The organism is Tardiphaga sp. P9-11, from assembly GCF_008329525.1.
Taxonomy (GTDB): domain Bacteria; phylum Pseudomonadota; class Alphaproteobacteria; order Rhizobiales; family Xanthobacteraceae; genus Tardiphaga.
The window spans coordinates 134,108-147,215 of record NZ_NPKQ01000010.1; the positions used below are offsets into that span (position 1 = coordinate 134,108).

Here is a 13,108-nt window from a genome sequence, read left to right on the forward strand (position 1 = left end):
TTCATGCCGGACGTGCTCGTGATCGGCGGCGGCAATGCGGCCTTGTGTTCGGCGCTGATGGCGCGCGAGGCCGGTGCGTCGGTGCTGATGCTGGAATCGGCGCCGAAGGAATGGCGCGGCGGCAATTCCATGCATGTACGCAATCTGCGCTGCATGCATGAAGAACCGCAGGACGTGCTGGTCGAAGCCTATCCGGAAGAAGAGTACTGGCAGGACCTGTTGAAGGTCACAGGTGGACTGACCGACGAACCGTTGGCGCGCATGGTGATCCGCCATTCCTCGCGCTGCCGGCCATGGATGCGCAAGCATGGCGTGCACTTCCAGCCGCCTTTGTCCGGCGCATTGCATGTGGCGCGCACCAATGCGTTCTTCATGGGTGGCGGCAAGGCGCTGGTGAATGCGTATTATCGTAGCGCCGAGGCGCTCGGCGTCGAGATTCGTTACGACTCGCCTGTGAAGAGCCTGGAGCTGAAGGATGGCGAGTTCGTTGCCGCAATCACCGAGAGTGGCGAGCGTATCACCGCCAAAAGCTGCGTGCTCGGCTGCGGCGGCTTCGAAAGCAATTTGGAATGGCAGCGTGAAGCCTGGGGCCAGAACGAGCGCGGTGAATGGACCGCGGAAAACTTCCTGATCCGCGGCACGCGTTTCAATCAGGGCGTTCTCCTGAAGTTCATGATCGATGCCGGCGCCGACACGATCGGTGATCCTACCCAGGCACATTGCGTCGCCATCGATGCGCGCGCGCCGCTGTATGATGGCGGCATCTGCACGCGCATCGATTGCGTCTCGCTCGGCGTCGTCGTCAATCGCGAGGCCAAGCGCTTCTACGACGAAGGCGAGGATTTCTGGCCGAAGCGCTATGCGATCTGGGGCCGTCTCGTCGCGCAGCAGCCGGGCCAGACCGCATGGTCGATCATCGACCAGAAGGCGATCGGCCGTTTCATGCCGCCGGTGTTCGACGGCACCAAGGCGAATACGCTGGAAGAGCTGGCGGTGAAGATCGGCGTCGATCCCGCGACCTTCATGGATACGCTGAACGCCTATAACGCGGCGTGCCAGCCCGGCATCTTCGATCACACCGCGCTCGACGATTGCCGCACCGATGGTGTGACGCCTGCCAAGACGCATTGGGCACGCGTGATCGATACCGCGCCATTCTATGCCTATCCGCTCAAGCCCGGCATCACTTTCACCTATCTGGGCATGAAGACCGATGCGACGGGGGCTTGCCGCTTTAACGAAGTGCCGAGCACCAACTTGTTCGCTGCCGGCGAGATGGTCGCCGGCAATGTGCTCGGCAAGGGCTACACCGCTGGCGTCGGCATGAGCATCGGCACGGCGTTCGGCCGCATCGCCGGCGTCAATGCGGCGGCGAGCACCGGTCATCGCCATCCGACATTCCACGAGGAGCTCAGCTATGCCGCCGGTCACTGATCTGGAAGCGCCCGTCGTCGGCGGCGCCTGCGAAGCTGGCGTGAATTTCGCCGACGCACTGACCGCGGGCGAGGCCGAGATCGCGCGCATCATGCAGATCTGCAACGCCTGCCGTTATTGCGAAGGCTTTTGCGCGGTATTTCCGGCGATGACGCGTCGGCTCGAATTCAACAAGGCCGATACGCATTATCTCGCCAATCTCTGCCACAACTGCGGCTCATGTCTTTATGCCTGCCAGTATGCGCCGCCGCATGAATTCGCGGTCAATGTCCCGCAGGCGATGGCCAGGGTGCGTGTCCGCACCTATCAGGATTATACGTGGCCGCTCGCCTTCGGTCGGCTCTACGAGCGCGCTGGGCTTACGGTGGCCTTGGCGCTGTCTGGCGGCCTCGCACTGTTTATGATCCTGGCGATCGCGATGAACGGCCGCTTGATCCACGAACCGCTGGCGGGGGATTTCTACGTGATTTTCCCGCACAACTTCCTGGCGTTGCTGTTCGGCGTCGTGTTCCTGTTCGCGATGCTGGCGCTGGCCGTTGGTGTCGTCAAATTCTGGCGCGAGGTCTCGCCGACCAGGGACGGCAATCTTGCCGACATCAAAGCGGCGGCGCAGGCACGCGTACCTGCGGTTGCCGAAGCCGTCACTGACGTCGCGCGCTTGCGCTATCTCGGCGGCGGCCATGGTGACGGCTGCAACGAGGGCGACGATGCCTTCACGCTGTGGCGCCGACGCTTCCACCACTTCACGCTCTACGGCTTCTTGCTCTGCTTCGCGGCGACCTGCGTGGCGACGCTGTATCACTATCTGTGGAATCTCTACGCGCCCTATGGGTTCAGCAGTGCGCCAGTTATTCTCGGCTCGCTCGGTGGCATCGGCCTCATCATCGGCCCGATCGGCCTACTGTGGCTGAATCTCAAGCGCGACGCGTTGCGCGCCGACGTCAAGCAGAATGCCATGGATCGCGGCTTCATCATGCTGCTGCTGCTGGTCAGTGCCACCGGCTTCGCGCTTCTTCTGCTGCGCGACACCCGGTTCATGGCGCTTTGGCTCGCGATCCATCTCGGCACTGTGATGGCGCTGTTCCTGACGCTGCCTTACGGCAAATTTGCCCACGGCATCTTCCGCTCCGCAGCCCTGCTCAAGTTCAACATCGAGAAGCGGATGCCGAACCGGCTGGGGCTTGGGGGAGAGTAGGCGGATAAATCATTGTGCCGCTCTTGCGAAGACCTACCGCTCATGGAGCGATAGTCATTCTGCATCGCGCTCCGCGATCTGGTGGAATTATGTTTCCTCTTTTTCAGCGTCCGTAGAACTTCCTCCTTAAATTATGCGTCAACTGGACCGCTTTAGAAACTGCCAGTAGTAATTCGGCAATATCATCTCAAAATCGTTCGGATCATTCAATGTTTGCGCTCCCGGTTGTCGCGGGTTTTGCGATTGGTGCCGTTTTCGGCGTGGTCGGTCTGCTGAGCGGTTTTTGCCTCATGAGCAGCTTGCGCGACTGGTGGGCGCATGACGACGGACGCAAGATCCGGAGTTACGCGCTGGCGGTTGCCGTGGCGGTTATTGGTACGCAGTTCCTTGCCGGTGCGGGCGTGGTCGAGATCGCCAAGTCGCTGTATCTGCAGCCGTCATTCTCGGCGCCTTTGATTTTTGTCGGCGGGATTCTGTTCGGCCTCGGTATGGTGCTGTCGAACGGCTGCGCGTCGCGCGCGCTGGTGTTGCTCGGCAAAGGCAATCTGCGGTCGCTGGTGGTGATCGCGATCATCGGCGTCACCGCGCAGATGACGCTGAAGGGCTTGCTGGCGCCGATGCGACTGTCGATCCTGCAATGGACGCAGATCACGCCCGGGGCGAATTCACTTCCTTCGCTGTTCGGTACGCTCGGCCTGCCTGACGCAACGGCGCGGGTGGCTGCAACTTTGATCGTCGGCGGTGCACTGTTCGTGTTCGCGTTGTCGCATCGTGCGTTCCTCCGTTCGTGGGGGCAGCTCGCGGCGGGACTTGTGATGGGCCTGCTGGTGATTGCCGGCTGGCTGGCGACCGGCTGGCTCGGTGCCGACGAATTCGATCCGATCCCGGTGGCGTCGCTCACCTTCGTGTCGCCTGCGGCCGACACCCTGCAATTCATGATGCTCTCGACCGGCATGACGCTGAATTTCGGCATTGCGCTGGTGGCCGGTGTTTTCATCGGCAGTCTTTTCACGGCCTTGCTGACCGGACGCTTCGAGCTCGAGGGCTACACGTCGGCACGCCATACCGGTCGCTCGATGGCTGGCGCCGCGTTGATGGGGATCGGCGGTGCGATGGCCTATGGCTGTTCGATCGGGCAGGGTCTGACAGGCGTGTCCACGCTTGCGCTGCCATCCTTTGTCGCGGCTGCGGGGATCTTTGCAGGCGCGGCCATCGCGATCCGCGGCCCGGCGCTGCGTCCGGCTTTTGCGGCGCAATAAATCCCCCAAGAAATCCGGTAGGTCCGCTTCGTTAGTTTGATTGCGCCAACGAAGAGCGATTGCTAATCAATTCTCTGATGGTCAGAGGTTTTGTGCGCAATGAACAGGCGAGGGTTGATTGTCTGCCTGTCGGTCCTTTTACTGGGATCGTTTGCGATGGCGCCGCTCGCTGCGCAGACGCGGCCTGCGAAGGCGGACGCCGCGCCGGACAAGCCGTTCGCCGAGCATTTCATCGCGTTGCAACTCTCCGACTCCGATCCGAAGAAAGAACGCCTCGTTCTCAGCGTCGCCAGCAATTTGTTGAAGGCCTATGGCCCGGACAAGGTTGCCGTCGAAGTCGTCACCTTCGGCCCTGGCATCGATCTGCTGCGAGATACCAACGAATATCGCGCGCTAGTCGATAGTCTGGTGAGCCAGGGCGTGCGCTTCAGCGTGTGCGGCAATACGCTGGACACGATCGAGCGCGACACCGGCAGGCGCCCGGCGATCAATCCTCATGCGGTCGAAGTGCAGGTCGGCGTCGGCCATTTGCTCGATCTGGCCGAACGTGGTTTCACCATAGTGCGTCCTTGAAGGGGAGTTTTGAGATGCAATCCATGTTGAGGTCGATTGCCGGTGCGGTCCTATTGGCGCTGATCGCCTCAGTCGGCCATGCCGCGGACGTGAAGCAGCATCGCGTCGCCATTCAGGTCAATCAGAACGATCCAGTTCTGATGAATCTAGCGCTGAACAACGCGACCAATGTCATGGAGTTCTACAAGGCGAAGAATGAGGACGTTCAGATCGAGATCGTCACCTATGGCCCGGGCCTGCATATGCTGCGCGAGGATACATCCCCGGTGAAGGATCGCATCAAGCAGATCGTCGATGCGAGCTTCCCGTCCAGCGTCAAATTCATCGCCTGCGGAAATACCAAAGAAGGCATGGAGAAGCGCGAGGGTAAGGCGATCAGCGTCGTATCCGAAGCGACCGTGGTGCCATCGGGAGCGGTCAGGCTGATCGAATTGCAGGAAGCCGGTTGGAGCTACCTCAAGCCTTGAGTTTGATCACTTCGACGGCGGCGCCTTCCGCGCCAGCAGCATCCAGTTGCGCTGGATGAGGTCGCGCGGTGAGCCATCGACCAGGATTGCAATGCCGATGCGCGCGCCGAGCACCATGCCGCCGACGGCGATTGGCCAGGACAGCGCCAGCATCGATCCCGCGGTGATGCCCTGACCGATGGTGCAGCCGCCGGCCAGAATGCCGCCGACACCCATCAGGCACGCGCCGATAAGATGACGGCGCATTTCGTGATCGTCGTCGAAGGCTTCCCAGCGCAGTTCGGCCGCGAACCACGCTGCAGCCCATGCACCGGCAATGACGCCGAACACGCTGCCGACGCCGAAATCGGCGAAGTTCGCGACATTGAGAACCCCGGCGTACAGTGCTTTTCCGATGGTCGACACGAATGTCAGGCTTTGCGGGCGGGGCGGGCCAGCGAAGTCGTCGTTCAGTCCGACCGTGACGATCCAGCCGGCAATCGTGAGCAATCCGAGTGCGAGGCCGGCAGTGAGCAGGCGCGGTGCGCGGCGCAGGCGTTTGTCGCTGAGTGCCAGCCAACAGAGACCACTGCCGACAATGATGGCGAGCGGCACGCGCAGATCGCGGCCGGTCGCTTGCGTCAGCAGCGATGCAAAGTCGGACCGTATGCCGTCCGGCATGCGGATCGCTAGCTGCTCAAGCACGCCAATGCGAAGATCGGCGAACAATCCGCGCAGCGTCGCGTAAGCCGTTGCGCCCAACACGAGGATCACGATCAGGCTCCTGAGATCGCCGGTGCCCAGCCGGACCAGCGATCCGAAGCCGCAGGTACCGACCATCGCCATCCCCGTACCGAACAGGATGCTGCCGATCACGATGGCAACGAAGGGCAGTGCCGTCGGGACGTATGTGGTGTTTTCCGGAGCGAGAAAGCCAGAGACGATCAAAGCCTGGGTGCCGAGGATGGCGACGCCGAGCGACAGTCCAAAAATCTTCAGGCGGCGATGATCACCGCCCATCAACGCATCTTCGATCGCGCCAAATGTGCAAAGGCGCGCGCGTCGCACGGCGAATCCTGCGGCGGCGCCGATGGCAAAGCCAGCCAGCGCCGATAACCAGGCAGACATGTTCTGCATGGGTTTCCTCCCGATGTGAGGCGCGCTGGCCTTACGGGCTGCGCGCATTCGCCTGCCGGTTCGGCGGCGTTATTTTTTCTTGGTCGGCGCCGGCGTGGCGCAGAAGATATCGTAGATAACTGAGATGACGCTTCGCACGTCGTCATTGGCCAGGCTGTAGTAGATCGTCTTGCCGTCGCGGCGGGTGTCCACCATGCCGTCGTAGCGCAGACGCGCGAGTTGCTGGGACACCGCTGACTGCCGCAGCGACAGGATGTTCTCCAACTCCGACACTGACCGTTCGCGCTCCGCCAGCAGGCACAGCAAGAGCAGTCGGTTTTCGTGCGAGATCGCTTTCAGGAAATTGCTGGCCTTGCGGGCCTTGCGCATCAACTGATCGAGTTCGGGCGAATACTCTGCGCCGTCGCGCAATTCGTCTTCGAGTTCGGATGGGATGATCGAGGTCATGGTTGCGCGCGTGTCCCGCCAGTAATTGAAGAGCGTCAGGAACGGTTGGCTTTGGGCTGTGGGTTCGTCAGTCTGGCAGCATACTTTCCAAGCAGGCCCCAGAAGGATTCATCATTCATGTAGCCGGTAATGCGGCCGATCTCATGGCCCTCGTTGACGATCAGAAAGGTCGGTGTGAACCGGACAGGCGAGGCAAGCGTGAAGCCCGGCTCCTTGTCGCGATCCATGTTGATGCGGCGCAGCGGAAGAACCCTGGCTTCGTCGGTCTTGTCATAGACCGGAGCGATTTCGCGATTCCAGCGCGCGCACCAGACACAGCCATCGCGCTCGAACATCACGAGCTCCGATGCCTCGGCCATGCCCGACGACAGTGCGGCAGCCGCCATCAACAAAATAGCGATCAACGAGGTTTTCAAAGGCAATTTCTGCATCATATGTTACACATACACGAATTTGAATATTTATGCTAGAACCGGATCCGCCGTGCTGTCCTCAATCTCCTTTCTCGGTGCGCTAGGCGCGGGGGTGCTGTCGTTCCTGTCGCCCTGCGTTCTGCCGCTGGTGCCGCCCTATCTGTGCTTTCTGGCCGGTGTTAGCCTCGATGAACTCGATGACCATGATGGGCAGGCAGGCTGGCGGCCGAACAAGCGCGTCGTCGCGCTGTCCTTTGCTTTCGTGTTGGGATTCGCGACAGTCTTCGTCGCTCTGGGAGCATCGGCATCGCTGCTCGGCAAGGCAATCACGGCCTATTTTGATACGCTGGCCATCATCGCCGGCGTGGTGATAGTCGTTCTCGGGCTGCACTTTCTCGGCATTTTCAGGATCGGTCTCTTATTTCGCGAAGCGCGCTTTCAGGCGGCCCGCAAGCCGGCGGGTTTTCTTGGCGCCTATCTGGTTGGCCTTGCATTCGCCTTTGGGTGGACGCCATGCGTTGGCCCCGTGCTGGCTGCCATTCTGATGGTCGCAGGTGCCGAAGGCGCGCCGGCGCAGGGGGCGCTTCTGCTCGCGGCCTATGCGCTCGGCATCGGCATTCCCTTCATGCTGGCGTCATTGTTTTCAGGACCGTTCATGCGGCTGATGGCGCGGCTGCGTCGGCATATGCTGGCTATCGAGAAGGTGATCGGCGCCAGCCTTGTCCTGACCGGGGTTCTGTTTTTGACTGGTGCAATGCCGCGTATTTCGGGTTGGATGCTGGAGGCCTTTCCGGCCTTCGGCACCATCGGATGATGCGGGATCGGGAGGATCGAATGTCCAAAACATCTGGCGTGCTCACGAGGCGGCATGCGCTCGCCGCGATCGGTCTCGGCGTGGCTGGACTACGCGCTGCACCGGCATGGGCGAAAGCAACGCTCGGTGATGACGGACTCTATCAGATGGACTGGTACCTGGAGAGCTTCCTCGATCTCTCCGAGGATCTCGCGGGCGCGACCGCCAAGGGCAAGCGCTTCGCGGTCATGTGGGGCCTCAAGGGCTGCCCAGCCTGCAAGCGCATGCACGAGAGCTACATGACCGATCCGAAGATGGAAACCTATATCCGCGACAACTTCGAAATCCTGCATCTCAATCACATCGGCTCGCGCGAGGTGACAGATTTCGACGGCCGCAAGCGGGGCGAGAAATCGTTCGGCGAATCCTACGGCATCCGCTTTACGCCGACGATCCAGTTCTTTCCAGAGACGACATCGGGACTGGCCGTAAAGACCGGGCAGGCGCGGGAAGTTGCGCGTATGCCCGGTCTGCTGGAGCCGGTCGAGTTTCTCGCGATGTTCCGCTACGTGCGTCAGAAGGGCTACGAGACCGCGCCGTTTCCAGAGTGGCTGAAGAAGCAGGCTTAGTCATCAGCGCGAACTAGAAATCCAGCTTGTCCTGGATCGCTGCAATGCCGGCCTTGGCGCAGAGTTCGTCCGCATCGCCGCCCGGTGCGCCAGAAACGCCGATGGCGCCCAGCATTGCACCGCCGCCTTCAATCATGACGCCGCCACCGATGATCACAACATTCGGCAGGTTGCGCAGTCCGGCCTGCATCATGCCGGGCTGGCTGATCGCATTCAGTTCGGTGGTACTGTTGCGGAACGTTGCTGAGGTCCATGCCTTGCCGGTTGCGGTCGGCGGCGTGTGCGGTCCGGCAAAGCGGTCGCGCAGCAGGACCTGCGGCGTGCCGAAGCGATCGACCACGGCAACTGCCACCTGATAGCCGCGCTTCTGGCAGTCCTTCAGCGCCGCACGGGCGGCGTCGAGTGCCAGTTCAAGCCCGATGGACTTGTAGCTGACGACAGCCTCTTCCGCCCGCGCTGCAGATGATGCGAGCAGCGACATGGCCGCAACAGCAATCAGGGCAGTTCGCATCGTCATGTCGATCACTCCGAATTCGTTTACTTGTTGATCGGCGATTCCGGATCGAACAGGAAGGCCACGATATCCTTGATCTGCTGTTCGCTCAGCACCTTGTTGACGCCGAAGCGCGGCATGTTGGAGCAGGCGAACACGGCCTGGGAATCATAGACCTTGGTGAAGGCGTTCTTGATTTCCTGCGGATCGTATTTGCGATCCTTGCCGTAATTGGTCAGGCTTGGGCCGAGCGTGCCGTAGCTGACTTCCTTCTGCTCCATCTGGTGGCAGGCGTAGCAGTTGCCGCCGGCAACCGTGTCAGGCGGATCGGAGAACTGGCCGCCGCGGCCGTTATTGGCGATCTTCGCGCCTTCCTTCCAGTTGCCGAGGAATTTGCCGTCGGCGGGATACACCACGCGCGCCAGTTCGCGCGCGGTGATCTTGTTGGCTTCCGCGCTGGGTACCTCGTTGTGAAAGGCGTTGCAGGTCTTCAACGTTTCATCTGGTTCGATTCGGGCCTGCCATTCCGCCGGCGCCTTGCCGAAGGTCGATTTGATATAGGCGTCGACCAGCGCTGGGTCCGGCGCCTTGGCGGCGGTTTGTGCCGATGCGGCTGTTGTGAACGAGCCTGCGATAACAAGCGCGGCGAGCGTCAAAGCGTGTCTCATCTTGAGGCTCCTTATCGCTTGATCGACGGGACGTTGATTTCGCCGGCGGCCGCTTGTTTCTGCAGGAAAGAGGTGAGGGCGGTGAGAGCATCCGAGCCGTATTCCGGCACGGGCCAGCGCTGCTGACGGAAGCAATCCCACAGACGATGCTGCATGGTGCGCAGCGCGCCCTGCGAGACGCGATAGGTCGGCCAGCCGCCCATGGTTTCCTGCGCCGGCTTGCCCGGCTTGGAGAAGTTCGGCAGCCCTTGCAGCCGGATGCGCTTGCCTTCGTCGGCATGGCAGGTGGCGCAGGAGAAATCGTTCACGCCGCCGCGGCGATAGAACAGTGCTTCGCCGACCGCCACCATCTCCTGCTCCTTGGGATGGCTGAGCGGAATGGCGATCTTCTTGCCGTTCGATTTGTTGGCGATATAGGCGACGAGGTCTTCCATGTCGGACGCGCGGCCCGGGCCAGAAAAGCGACGCGCGACGACATCCTTGGTGTCGAGACCCTGAATGTTCTGCATGCACCACAGCAAGCGCTGTTCGAGATCCATGACCTTGTCGGCATCTGCGAAGTAGCGCGGCAGTTGCGCGAAGGCGCCTTCGAGCTTGCCGGCGCCGAGGCCGAGATTGCATGTTTCAAGCGAGACGTTTTTGGTGCCGCGCGCTTCGCTCCATAGCGCTTCGCCGCGGTCGACGGCGAGATAGCCGGGATTGGACATCGGGTCCGAGATCATCTCGCGATAGCGCTCGATCTCTTTCTCGCTGGCGTCCTGCGCTTGAATGCCGAAGCTCCCCGCGCAGAGTACCAGAATGGCGGCTGCCGCTGACCGAATGACGGTCTTTCTCATCTTTCCCCTCCCACATCGCCGTCTGTGCGGCACTTGTGCATTTCAGATCTTTACATTCAAGAAAAAGAATATAATGATATGTCCCAGATAAGATAGATCAGACTTGGAATCGTCAAGCGATACTATTGTAAAGGGATCTTCCAAATCCCGCAGGAGGATACACTCATGGTTTTGAAGTCGGTCGAGAAGACCCGTCGCGAAACGCTGGCCATGGCCGCGATCGCCGGTCTCGCAGCAATCCTTGCTCCCAGACTATCGCTGGCCGACGAACAGGCCGTCGCCGTCGAAATCAAGAAACTGTATGGCGACAAGAAATTCGAAAGCGGCAAGATCAAGCTCGATGTTCCCGAGATCGCCGAGAACGGCCTTGTGGTGCCGGTCAATGTCGATATCGAAAGCCCGATGACCGATGCCGACTACGTCAAGTCGGTGCATGTGTTTGCCGAAGGCAATCCATTGCCGGCCGTCGTCAGCTACCGGTTCACGCCGGCCTGCGGCAAGGCCTCGGCCTCGACCCGCATGCGCCTTGCGGAAACCCAGAACATCGTCTGCATCGCCGAAATGTCCAACGGCAAGCTGCACATGGCCAAGGCCAATGTGAAGGTCACGATCGGCGGCTGCGGCGGCTAGTCGCGCGGCTTCGTTCACAGAACAGTTTTATCAGGCGAGGACTTTCCCATGGCAACCAAACCAACCCCGCGCGTTCGCGTTCCGACCCAGGCCAAGCCGGGTGAGCTGATCGAGATCAAGACGCTGATCTCTCACGAAATGGAATCCGGCCAGCGCAAGGATGCGTCCGGCAAGGTCGTGCCGCGCAAGATCATCAACAAGTTCACTGCAGCCTTCAACGGCAAGACGGTGTTCGAGGCCGACTGGAATCCCGCCATCTCGGCCAATCCCTATCAGTCGTTTTTCTACAAGGCCGCCGAGTCCGGCGAATTCACCTTCACCTGGAAGGATGACGACGGCTCCGACTATGTCGCGACCAACAAGCTGACCGTGGCCTGACGGATTGCGGACGCTGAGCTGACGTTCTTCTGAACATTCACCCTTCCATGCCGGAAGGGATCATAGGTGGATCATGATATCGAGGCGGGATTTCCTGCAGGCGACGGCGGCTGCGTCTGCGCTGACGATCGGAAGCGGCCTTGGGCCGCTGGGTCGGGCTGCGGCACAGCAGCGTCTGACACAGGCCGATATCCTGCGGTTCGATCCGCTGGGCACCGTGACGATCCTCTATGTCGCCGACACCCACGCGCAACTGATGCCGCTGCACTTCCGCGAGCCCTCGGTCAATCTCGGCGTCGGCGAAGTGAAGGGCATGCCGCCGCATCTCACGGATGCCGAGTTTCGCAGCTACTTCAAGATTGCGGCCGGCTCCGCCGATGCCTTCGCGCTGACCGCCGATGATTTCATCTCGCTCGCCAAGAATTACGGCCGCATGGGCGGCATGGACCGAATCGCCACACTGATCGGCGCGGTGCGCGCCGAGCGCGGCGACGACAAGGTGCTGCTGCTGGATGGCGGCGATAGCTGGCAGGGAAGCTGGACGTCACTGCAGACCAAGGCGCAGGACATGGTCGATGTCATGTCGTCGCTGAAGCTCGACGCCATGGTCGGCCATTGGGAATTCACCTACGGCGCCGAGCGCGTCAAGCAGATCGCCGACAGCGCGCCATTCGCTTTCCTGGCGCAAAATATTCGCGACAACGAATGGCAGGAGCCGGTGTTTGAGGCGCGCAAGATGTTCGAGCGCGGCGGCGCCACTATCGCCGTGATCGGACAGGCGCTGCCGCGGACGGCCGTCGCCAATCCGCGCTGGATGTTCCCGAACTGGGAATTCGGCATTCGCGAAGACGACATCCAGAAGCAGGTCGATGAAGCTCGTGCTGCCGGCGCCTCCATCGTGGTGCTGCTGTCGCATAACGGTTTCGATGTCGACCGCAAGTTGGCCGGACGCGTGAAGGGACTCGACGTCATCCTGACGGCGCACACCCATGACGCCATGCCCGGCCTGATCAAGGTCGGCAATACGGTGCTGGTGGCAACCGGCTCGCACGGCAAGTTCGTGTCGCGCCTCGATATCGAGGTGAAGGACAAGCAGGTTGCGGATATCCGCTTCAAGCTGATGCCGGTCTTCGCCGATGCCATCAAACCCGATCCTGCAATGACTGCGCTAGTGGAGAAGGTGAGGGCGCCGTTCGCCAAGGATCTGGCGCGCGAGATCGGCAAAACGGATTCGCTGCTGTATCGTCGCGGCAATTTCAACGGCACCTTCGACGATCTGATCTGCAACGCCATGATGTCCGAGCGCGATGCGGAGATCGTGCTGTCGCCCGGCTTCCGCTGGGGCGGCACGCTGATCCCCGGCGATGCGATCACATGGGAGCAGATCACCAACGCCACCGCGATCACCTATCCGAACTGCTATCGCAACCAGATGACCGGCATCCAGATCAAGGAAGTGCTGGAGGATGTCGCCGACAACATTTTCCATCCCGACCCTTACTTCCAGGGTGGCGGCGACATGGTCCGCATGGGCGGCATGGGCTACGCGATTGATATTTCCAAGCCGATGGGGTCGCGCATTTCCGGGATGACCCATCTGGGGTCGGGCAAGCCGATCGAAGCCAGCAAGACCTACACGGTCTCGGGCTGGGCCAGCATCAACGAAAACACGCAGGGCCCGCCGATCTGGGACGTGGTCGCGGCGCATGTGGCGAAGGTCTCAACCGTCAGGATCGAACCCAACACCGCGGTCAAGGTGACCGGGGCCTGATTCAGG

At 61.3% G+C, this 13,108-nt stretch carries 16 protein-coding genes; 10 read left to right on the forward strand and 6 right to left on the reverse strand.

Translation table 11 applies throughout. From position 1 onward, the window contains the following. Positions 1–3 precede the first annotated feature (3 nt). From tcuA to CIW50_RS24840, 5 genes are all read left to right on the forward strand, one after another. A complete protein-coding gene (tcuA, locus tag CIW50_RS24820; protein WP_149533902.1) occupies positions 4–1,434 on the forward strand; it encodes an FAD-dependent tricarballylate dehydrogenase TcuA in 1,431 nt (476 codons plus the stop codon). Next, the gene (gene tcuB, locus CIW50_RS24825; RefSeq protein ID WP_149533839.1) at positions 1,418–2,629 is read left to right on the forward strand and encodes a tricarballylate utilization 4Fe-4S protein TcuB; all 1,212 of its coding nucleotides are present in this window, start codon (positions 1,418–1,420) and stop codon (positions 2,627–2,629) included. The genes tcuA and tcuB overlap by 17 nt, the downstream gene beginning before the upstream one ends. Positions 2,630–2,838: 209 nt before the next feature. Further along, positions 2,839–3,888, forward strand: coding sequence for a YeeE/YedE family protein (locus CIW50_RS24830; RefSeq protein WP_149533840.1), 1,050 nt, complete (start codon positions 2,839–2,841; stop codon positions 3,886–3,888). 99 nt (positions 3,889–3,987) lie between these two features. After that, a complete protein-coding gene (locus CIW50_RS24835) occupies positions 3,988–4,461 on the forward strand; it encodes a DsrE family protein (protein WP_149533841.1) in 474 nt (157 codons plus the stop codon). 14 nt (positions 4,462–4,475) lie between these two features. After that, complete coding sequence (locus tag CIW50_RS24840; RefSeq protein WP_149533842.1) at positions 4,476–4,928, forward strand: DsrE family protein; 453 nt, start codon at positions 4,476–4,478, stop codon at positions 4,926–4,928. 6 nt (positions 4,929–4,934) lie between these two features. Here CIW50_RS24840 and CIW50_RS24845 read toward each other — a convergent pair whose 3' ends face one another. From CIW50_RS24845 to CIW50_RS24855, 3 genes are all read right to left on the reverse strand, one after another. Next, the gene (locus tag CIW50_RS24845; RefSeq protein WP_149533843.1) at positions 4,935–6,044 is read right to left on the reverse strand and encodes a YeeE/YedE family protein; all 1,110 of its coding nucleotides are present in this window, start codon (positions 6,042–6,044) and stop codon (positions 4,935–4,937) included. Between the two features lie 69 nt (positions 6,045–6,113). Then, on the reverse strand, positions 6,114–6,491 hold the full coding sequence (locus CIW50_RS24850) for an ArsR/SmtB family transcription factor (protein WP_149533844.1): 378 nt from the start codon (positions 6,489–6,491) through the stop codon (positions 6,114–6,116). 35 nt (positions 6,492–6,526) lie between these two features. Next, the gene (locus CIW50_RS24855) at positions 6,527–6,895 is read right to left on the reverse strand and encodes a thioredoxin fold domain-containing protein (RefSeq protein ID WP_246664450.1); all 369 of its coding nucleotides are present in this window, start codon (positions 6,893–6,895) and stop codon (positions 6,527–6,529) included. Positions 6,896–6,974: 79 nt separating this feature from the next. Here CIW50_RS24855 and CIW50_RS24860 point away from each other — a divergent pair, with 79 nt between their 5' ends. Together CIW50_RS24860 and CIW50_RS24865 are read left to right on the forward strand one after the other, a co-directional pair. Beyond that, positions 6,975–7,718, forward strand: coding sequence for a cytochrome c biogenesis CcdA family protein (locus tag CIW50_RS24860; protein ID WP_172980462.1), 744 nt, complete (start codon positions 6,975–6,977; stop codon positions 7,716–7,718). A 20-nt stretch (positions 7,719–7,738) separates the two neighbouring features. Then, positions 7,739–8,326, forward strand: a complete 588-nt coding sequence (locus CIW50_RS24865; RefSeq protein ID WP_149533845.1) for a SoxW family protein — start codon at positions 7,739–7,741, stop codon at positions 8,324–8,326. 13 nt (positions 8,327–8,339) lie between these two features. Here CIW50_RS24865 and CIW50_RS24870 read toward each other — a convergent pair whose 3' ends face one another. From CIW50_RS24870 to soxA, 3 genes are read right to left on the reverse strand one after another with little or no spacing between them, the layout of a single operon-like run. Further along, positions 8,340–8,837, reverse strand: a complete 498-nt coding sequence (locus CIW50_RS24870; RefSeq protein WP_502707539.1) for a GlcG/HbpS family heme-binding protein — start codon at positions 8,835–8,837, stop codon at positions 8,340–8,342. 26 nt (positions 8,838–8,863) lie between these two features. Beyond that, positions 8,864–9,487, reverse strand: coding sequence for a sulfur oxidation c-type cytochrome SoxX (soxX, locus tag CIW50_RS24875; RefSeq protein WP_149533847.1), 624 nt, complete (start codon positions 9,485–9,487; stop codon positions 8,864–8,866). 11 nt (positions 9,488–9,498) lie between these two features. Then, entirely contained in the window at positions 9,499–10,323 is an 825-nt protein-coding gene (soxA, locus tag CIW50_RS24880; protein WP_149533848.1) for a sulfur oxidation c-type cytochrome SoxA, read from the reverse strand. 165 nt (positions 10,324–10,488) lie between these two features. Here soxA and soxY point away from each other — a divergent pair, with 165 nt between their 5' ends. The 3 genes from soxY to soxB all read left to right on the forward strand — a co-directional run bounded on the left by soxY (position 10,489) and on the right by soxB (position 13,102). Beyond that, on the forward strand, positions 10,489–10,953 hold the full coding sequence (gene soxY, locus CIW50_RS24885) for a thiosulfate oxidation carrier protein SoxY (protein WP_149533849.1): 465 nt from the start codon (positions 10,489–10,491) through the stop codon (positions 10,951–10,953). A gap of 48 nt (positions 10,954–11,001) precedes the next feature. Beyond that, positions 11,002–11,331 (forward strand): thiosulfate oxidation carrier complex protein SoxZ, encoded by a 330-nt coding sequence (gene soxZ / locus CIW50_RS24890; RefSeq protein ID WP_149533850.1) that lies wholly within the window; start codon positions 11,002–11,004, stop codon positions 11,329–11,331. Positions 11,332–11,404: 73 nt separating this feature from the next. Beyond that, positions 11,405–13,102, forward strand: coding sequence for a thiosulfohydrolase SoxB (soxB, locus tag CIW50_RS24895; RefSeq protein WP_149533851.1), 1,698 nt, complete (start codon positions 11,405–11,407; stop codon positions 13,100–13,102). The last annotated feature ends 6 nt before the right edge of the window (positions 13,103–13,108 follow it).